Source organism: Arthrobacter sp. GCM10027362, assembly GCF_042679445.1.
Lineage (GTDB): Bacteria > Actinomycetota > Actinomycetes > Actinomycetales > Micrococcaceae > Crystallibacter.
In genome coordinates this window covers 1-6,068 of the sequence record NZ_JBHTML010000217.1, presented here as the reverse complement: position 1 = coordinate 6,068, position 6,068 = coordinate 1, and the positions used below count along the sequence as shown (strand labels likewise).

At 71.8% G+C, this 6,068-nt stretch carries 7 protein-coding genes; 6 read left to right on the top strand and 1 reads right to left on the bottom strand.

Annotation, left to right across the window (positions count from 1 at the left end):
• The 3 genes from ACFQ36_RS19980 to ACFQ36_RS19970 form a co-directional block, all read left to right on the top strand.
• A partial coding sequence (locus tag ACFQ36_RS19980; protein WP_377016833.1) for an MATE family efflux transporter occupies nt 1-1,101 on the top strand: 1,101 nt, incomplete at its 5' end.
• Between the two features lie 28 nt (nt 1,102-1,129).
• Nucleotides 1,130-1,702, top strand: coding sequence for a hypothetical protein (locus tag ACFQ36_RS19975; protein ID WP_377016831.1), 573 nt, complete (start codon nt 1,130-1,132; stop codon nt 1,700-1,702).
• Nucleotides 1,703-1,806: 104 nt separating this feature from the next.
• Nucleotides 1,807-2,190: a hypothetical protein gene (locus tag ACFQ36_RS19970; protein ID WP_377016829.1), complete on the top strand. Its 384-nt coding sequence runs from the start codon at nt 1,807-1,809 to the stop codon at nt 2,188-2,190.
• A 43-nt stretch (nt 2,191-2,233) separates the two neighbouring features.
• On the opposite strand, the gene ACFQ36_RS19965 is transcribed toward ACFQ36_RS19970, so the two are convergent.
• Complete coding sequence (locus ACFQ36_RS19965) at nt 2,234-2,788, bottom strand: CGNR zinc finger domain-containing protein (RefSeq protein WP_377016827.1); 555 nt, start codon at nt 2,786-2,788, stop codon at nt 2,234-2,236.
• A gap of 202 nt (nt 2,789-2,990) precedes the next feature.
• Here ACFQ36_RS19965 and ACFQ36_RS19960 point away from each other — a divergent pair, with 202 nt between their 5' ends.
• The 3 genes from ACFQ36_RS19960 to ACFQ36_RS19950 all read left to right on the top strand — a co-directional run bounded on the left by ACFQ36_RS19960 (nt 2,991) and on the right by ACFQ36_RS19950 (nt 6,042).
• A complete protein-coding gene (locus ACFQ36_RS19960) occupies nt 2,991-4,064 on the top strand; it encodes a DMT family transporter (RefSeq protein ID WP_377016835.1) in 1,074 nt (357 codons plus the stop codon).
• A 141-nt stretch (nt 4,065-4,205) separates the two neighbouring features.
• The gene (locus ACFQ36_RS19955; RefSeq protein WP_377016825.1) at nt 4,206-5,693 is read left to right on the top strand and encodes a DUF222 domain-containing protein; all 1,488 of its coding nucleotides are present in this window, start codon (nt 4,206-4,208) and stop codon (nt 5,691-5,693) included.
• 73 nt (nt 5,694-5,766) lie between these two features.
• The gene (locus ACFQ36_RS19950) at nt 5,767-6,042 is read left to right on the top strand and encodes a DUF2277 domain-containing protein (protein ID WP_377016823.1); all 276 of its coding nucleotides are present in this window, start codon (nt 5,767-5,769) and stop codon (nt 6,040-6,042) included.
• Nucleotides 6,043-6,068 lie beyond the last annotated feature (26 nt).

Here is a 6,068-nt window from a genome sequence, read left to right as displayed (position 1 = left end):
GGGCGGCTGCCCGAGGCGCTCGCCGCCGGGCGGGACGGCATCTGGCTGGCCGTACTGATCGGCCTGGTGCTCTCCGTGGCCGGCTGGGCCTGGGCGCCGCACTTGGCGGCGGCAATGGGCGCCAGGGGGGAAGTCCATGCCTATGCGGTGGATTACCTGCGCTGGTCCATGCCGGGTCTGACCGCGATGCTGCTGGTGCTGGCGGCCACCGGGGTGCTGCGCGGGCTGCAGGATACCCGGACCCCGCTGCTGGTGTCCGGGGCCGGTTTCCTGGCCAATATCGGCATCAACCTGCTGCTGGTCTACGGGCTGGGGATGTCCGTGGCCGGCTCGGCGCTGGGCACCAGCCTGGCCCAGTGGGGGATGGCGGCGGTGTACCTGGCCATCCTGTACCGGCTGGCGGCCAGGTACGGCGTGCCGCTGCGGCCGCGCTGGGCCGGGATCCGGAACACCGCCCACGTGGGCTCCTGGCTGATGCTGCGGACGGTGTCCATGCGCCTGGCCCTGCTGGCCACGGTGTTCGTGGCGGCGGCCCAGGGCGAGGTCAGCCTGGCCGGGCACCAGCTGGTCATGACCATGTACAGCTTCCTGGCCTTCGCGCTGGACGCCATCGCGATTGCCGCCCAGGCCCTGATCGGCAAGGAACTGGGCGCTTCGCAGACGGCGGCGGTCCGCGCCCTGACCCGGCGGATGATCCTCTGGGGGGTGGGCTTCGGGGCAGTCACCGGCGCGCTGCTGGCCGCTGCCGCCCCGTTCGCCGGCTGGCTCTTCACCACGGACGCCGCAGTGGTGCAGGCGGTCACCGCCGGGCTCTGGCTCCTGGCGGCCAGCCAGCCGGTCTGCGGCTTCGTCTTTGTGCTGGACGGGGTGCTGATCGGCGCCGGGGACGCGAAGTACCTGGCCGTCGCGGGCGTCATAAACCTGGCCGTCTATATACCGCTGCTGGCATGGGTGCATGCGGCGCAGCTGTCCGGAACCGCGGGGTTGGCCTGGCTTTGGGCGGCCTTCGCCCTGGGCTACACCTCGGCCCGCGCCGCCACGCTGGGCTGGCGGGTCCGCACCGACGCCTGGATGGTCACCGGCGCGCACCGGGGGCACTAGGGTCCATGCCCCCGGTAGACTCAATACAGTGAGTTCCTCCAGTGCCGTCCAGGCTGCCGCCTACTGGCAGCCCACCCTGTTCCGCGCCGTCGTCGCCGCCGCCTTCGGCGCCCTGTCCATTTTCTGGCAGGAACCCGCCCAGGGCCTGGTGTCGCTGGCCACCGGGGTGTACCTGCTGCTGACCGGCGCTTCGCTGGGACTGCTCGCCCGGCGGCCGGAAGCGGCCCGGCAGGCCCGCCTGCTGGGCGGCGCCGCGGCGGTGCTGGCCGTGGCCGGGGTTCTTGTGCCGCTCTTCCCGACTCCCGCGGCCTTTGCCTGGCTGACCGCTGCCGCGCTGGTGCTCTCCGGGGCGGCGGAGCTGCTGCTGTGGTGGCGCGGCCGGGTGCAGGAAGCGGCAGCCAGCGTGCTGGCCAAGGACTGGCTGATCACCGGCGGCGTGGCCGTTGGCTTCGGCGCCGCGCTGCCGTTCTTCGCCCGCCTGGGCGCGCATGCGCTGCTTGGAGTCGCCGGCGCGGCGGCGATCATTACCGCCGTCGTCCTGCTCATCGCGGCCCTGAGCTACCGCCACGATGCGGCCGGTTCCGGCGCCGTCCGGCAATAGCCGGCCCCTCGCCGGAATGCCTGCGCGGCCGCCCCGGCAGGGGCGGGAGCCGCTGCGGGTAGACTGGATAGGGATTTTCAAGCAGTAACCAGGAGGAAACCACAGTGGCGAAGAACGCGCCCGGACGCCCGAACGAGCCGCGGACGTCGGTGAAGGCGCCCCTGATTTTTTCCGCCGTGCTCGGCGTGATCGCCGGTTTCTTCACCATGATCTTCGCTACCGGCGGCGCCGCCAAGGCCCTGCGCTGGGACTTGGGGCTGACCGCCGCCGGCATCGCGTTCATCGCGTCCCTGCTGGTGGTGGCCGTATTGACCATGTCCACGAAGGAAAACCCCGAGCACCTGAGCCAGGGCTCGGGCGTCAACCGGGTGTCCGCCAAGATTCCGGGCGGAGCCGGATCGGTGAAGCCGCCGGCCCCGCCGGAGCCGGACAACGATGCCGACCGGGACAAGGAGCCGGACGACGACGGCGGCGCCCCGCGCGCCTGATCCGGCAGCCTGCCGGTACCGGGACGGCCTGCCCGGACCGGCCTCAGGCGCTCTGTGCCTCGGCCTGCTTGCGGGCCCGGTAGGCGGCCACATGCGTGCGGTTGGCGCAGTTGCCCGTGTCGCAGAAGCGCTTGGAGCGGTTGCGCGACAGGTCCACCAGCACCGCGTTGCAGCCCTCCGCCGCACACAGCTGCAGCCGGTCCAGTTCCTTCTCGCGGACCACGTCGACCAGGGCCATGGCGGCCTCGACCGCCAGGCGGACGTCCACCGGGGCTTCCGGCGTGGTGGCGTGTAGGTGGTAGTCCCAGTGGTCGTGCCTGACCAGCTGGGGGAGTGCGCGGGCTTCGCGCAGGATGGCGTTGATAATCTCCACCGCCTCGTCCTCCCCGGCCGTCCAGACGGCCCTGAGCCGCGGCCGCAGCTGCCTGACCGCCGCCAGTTCCGCCGTCGTATGGGTGCGCGACCCCGTGAATTCGACCGCCTCGAGGAACTCGTCCAGCTGTGCCGGGGTCTGCAGCCGGTCCGCCTCGTGCGCGCCCGTATTGATCAATGCCGCCATGTCCAGGAGGGACCTCTCCGTGTCATAGGCAAATGTCATTTTGACTCCTGACATCCTCCCGCAGTAATGTCATGAGTATACCCTCAGGTTGCTCCTGACACGCGGCCGGGGCCGCGGGATGCGGCGCCGCTCGGGCTGCAGCAACCTGGTTCAGCCGAGTTTGCCGTCAAGGAGGTTACCCATGCGCTCTTCCGCGGATACCGCCGCCAGCCTGCCGCTTCGTGAGCCCGTACGGCCGGGGATGTCCGGGGTGTGGATTGCGCTGGCCTCCTCGGCGGTCTTCGGGCTCTCCGGCTCCTTTGCCAAGGCCCTGCTGGAGGCCGGGTGGACTCCCGCGGCCGCGGTGGCGGTCCGGATGCTGGGTGCGGCGCTGGTCCTCCTGGTGCCCGCCCTGGTCGTGCTGCGCGGACGCTGGGAAACCGTGCGCGGCAACTGGCGGACCATTGTGCTCTTCGGCCTGATCGGGGTGGCCGGCTGCCAGCTCTTCTACTTCAATGCCGTCTCCACGCTCTCGGTGGGGGTGGCCCTGCTGCTCGAGTACCTGGCCCCGGTGCTGATCGTGCTGTGGCTTTGGATTTCCACCCGGCGCACGCCGCGCGCGGCCACCCTGGCCGGCTCGCTGCTGTCCGTCGCCGGCCTGGTGCTGGTACTGGACGTGGCGGGCGGCATGAAGCTCGACGCCGGCGGCGTTCTGTGGGGGCTGGGCGCGGCCGTGTGCCTGGTCATCTACTTCTTCATCACCGCCAGGCAGAACGACTCGCTGCCGCCGCTGGTGCTGGCTGCCGGCGGCCTGCTGGTGGGCGGGGCGGCCATGCTGGTGCTCGGCGCGGTCCGGGCGGTGCCCGTGGGCTTCAGCCTGGCGGATACGAAGCTGGCCGCCTGGCACACCCCGTGGTGGGTCCCGCTGGCGGGCCTGGTGGTCTTCTCCACCGTGCTGGCCTATGTCAGCGGCATCGTGGCTGCCCGTGCCTTGGGGACCACGCTGGCTTCGTTTATTTCCCTGACCGAAGTGCTCTTCGCGGTGCTCTGGGCCTGGCTGCTGCTGGGCGAACTGCCTGCGGGCATCCAGCTCACCGGCGGGGCGTTGATTGTGGCCGGGGTGCTGCTGGTGCGCCTCGACGAACTGCGGGCCGCGCCCCGGCCCCGCGCTGCAAGGCGGAACGAGATTGCTGCAAGGCGGAACGACGCCGCGGCAGATTCCGTGCCGGTGCCGGCGGCCGCCGCCGGGACGGCCGCCGGGCTGTATGCGGCGGACGGGGCCGACCGGCCAGCACACCCTCATCCTGCTACGGGAAGCGGGCTGCGAAGAAGGTAACGGGCCGGCCTGGTGCCGGCCCGCCGTCATTGGCGGCCATGCGGGTCCGGCGGCAAAACTGTCGGAGGCAGCGCCTAGTGTGGGGTCATGGGAAACCATCGGCACGGAGGATACGAACTCCCGGTCAGCGGAGTCCGTTCCGTGCTGGAAGCCTGCCTCCACAAGCTGCTGCTGGAGGTCCGGGCCAAGCAGCTTGGCTTCCCGGATGCAGCATCTGCAGCCGGGCAGATCCGGCCGGCCGATGCCGCCGGCGGCCGTCCGCCCCAGCCTGCCGTGGAACTGGCCAAGCAGCTGACCGGCAGCGACATCAGCACCTTGGACGATTCCGAAACCATCGATTTCCTGAAGGCCGCCACCCGCCTTCAAAACATGGTCCAGTCCCTTATTGTGGAAGCCCTGCACCGGTTCACGGTACTGCGGCCTGCCGTCGCCGGCGAGGCAGGGGCGGTGGATGGGTATTCCCGCTTCGCGGCGGGGGAAGTTTCCGCAGCCCTCGCCTTGGGGGAGGCCGCCGCGCGGAAGGACCTCAACGATGCCGTGCAAATCCGTGCCCACCTGCCGGCCACCGCGGCCGCCATGGCCGCCGGTGACCTGGATCTGCCCCGTGCGGCGGCCATTGCCCGCGGTTCGGCGGACCTGCCCCTGGAGGTCCTGCCGGAGTTCGAGGAGGCCGTGGTCCCGGGGGCCGGAACCATCACCAGGCAAGGTGTCGAGGCGCGCACCCGCGCGGCCCGGCACCGCCTGCATCCTGAAAGCCTGGAGGAGCGCTGCCGGCGCGCCCTCGAGTCCCGCGACGTCTCGCTCGTCCCGCAGCAGGACGGCATGGCCGAACTCTGGATCCGGACCAGCGCGGAGAAGGCGTTCCTGATCTACCACCGCGTCCAGACCCTGGCCCGTTCACTGCAGGGGCCGGACGAGTCCCGGCTCCTGCCGCAGCTGCGGGCGGATGTGATCGCGGACCTGCTGACCGGCGCGGCGCAGGATCCCCCATGGCTTGCCCGGGGTACCGCCGCGCACTGCGCCGGGGGTGCCGGCCCGGTGACGGTTGCCGGCGTTGCGGTCACGCTGTCCCTGGAGACGGCCGCCGGCCTCGGCCGCGAACCGGGGGACCTGGCCGGTTACGGCCCCATCCCCGCAGGCCAGGCGAGGGAGCTGGCCGCGCTGGCCAAGTCCTGGCTCCCCGTCCTGACCGACGGCGATGGCCGGGCGATAGCCGCCGCGGCCCGGCTGCGCATCCCGCCCGGCTGGCTCAAACGCCAGGTGCGGCTGCGGGACCGGCACTGCCGCTTCCCCGGCTGCCGCCGCGCGGCCGTTCACTGCGAAATCGATCATGTCATCGCTTGGGAAGACGGCGGGGAAACCGTCCCCGAGAACCTTCAGTGCCTCTGCGAAGCCCACCACGCGGCAAAGCAGCACGGCGGATGGACCGCAAGGCCCGGGCCGGGCGGGCGCATTGACTGGACTGCGCGCACCGGACACCGGTATGCCACCGACCCGGAGGACGGCTGGGACATCGCCGTCCGGTCCGCGCAGCCGGCAGGCGGCGGGCCCGGCAGCGGGGTGCCGGGACCGGATCCGGACATCGGCGGACCGCCGACCGGCGCCGGCCCGGATGCGCCGCCGTTCTGATCGGACGGGCCGGTGTGCCGCTGCCCGGTGCCGGGGACAATGAAAGTGGGAACCGATTCCGGAAGGAAGAGCCATGTGCCGCAACATCCGCCAGCTGTACAACTTCGAGCCGGCCGCCACCAGTGCCGAAGTCGAGGCCGCGGCCCTGCAGTATGTCCGCAAGGTCAGCGGCAGCACCAGGCCGTCCAAGGCCAATGAGGCCGCCTTCAACGAGGCCGTGCATCAGATCGCCCACATCACCCAGCACCTGCTGGACTCGCTGGTGACCACCGCCCCGGCCAGGAACCGGGACGAGGAGGCCGCCAAGGCCCGGGCCCGCTCGCTGGCCCGCTTCGGGGCCGCCGGGTAGCCGGAGCCGGCCCTGGCCGGGCCCGG

Coding starts and splice junctions, on each gene's coding strand:
- ACFQ36_RS19950 (WP_377016823.1), top strand. CDS start 5,767: ATGTGCCGCAACATCCGCCAGCTGTACAACTTCGAGCCGGCCGCCACC.
- ACFQ36_RS19960 (WP_377016835.1), top strand. CDS start 2,991: ATGTCCGGGGTGTGGATTGCGCTGGCCTCCTCGGCGGTCTTCGGGCTC.
- ACFQ36_RS19965 (WP_377016827.1), bottom strand. CDS start 2,788: ATGACATTTGCCTATGACACGGAGAGGTCCCTCCTGGACATGGCGGCA.